General features: G+C 53.3%; 1 tRNA gene. It reads right to left on the bottom strand.

The window, feature by feature from the left end:
- Positions 1 to 74 (bottom strand) — tRNA-Arg (locus RYZ59_RS24660).
- Between the last annotated feature and the right edge of the window lie 136 nt (positions 75 to 210).

Below are 210 nucleotides of genomic sequence, written 5' to 3'. Positions count from 1 at the left end.
TGCATCCGGGAGGATTCGAACCTCCGACCGCTCGGTTCGTAGCCGAGTACTCTATCCAGCTGAGCTACGGATGCATCAGGGAAACTTACTTTACTGCAGATTTGATGTCGCTGCTAAAGCGCTATCAAGTAATATGGTGCATCCGGGAGGATTCGAACCTCCGACCGCTCGGTTCGTAGCCGAGTACTCTATCCAGCTGAGCTACGGATG

Source organism: Citrobacter sp. HN-141, from assembly GCF_033341895.1.
In the GTDB taxonomy this organism is placed as follows: Bacteria; Pseudomonadota; Gammaproteobacteria; order Enterobacterales; family Enterobacteriaceae; genus Citrobacter.
This window is presented reverse-complemented; position numbering and strand designations above follow the sequence as displayed.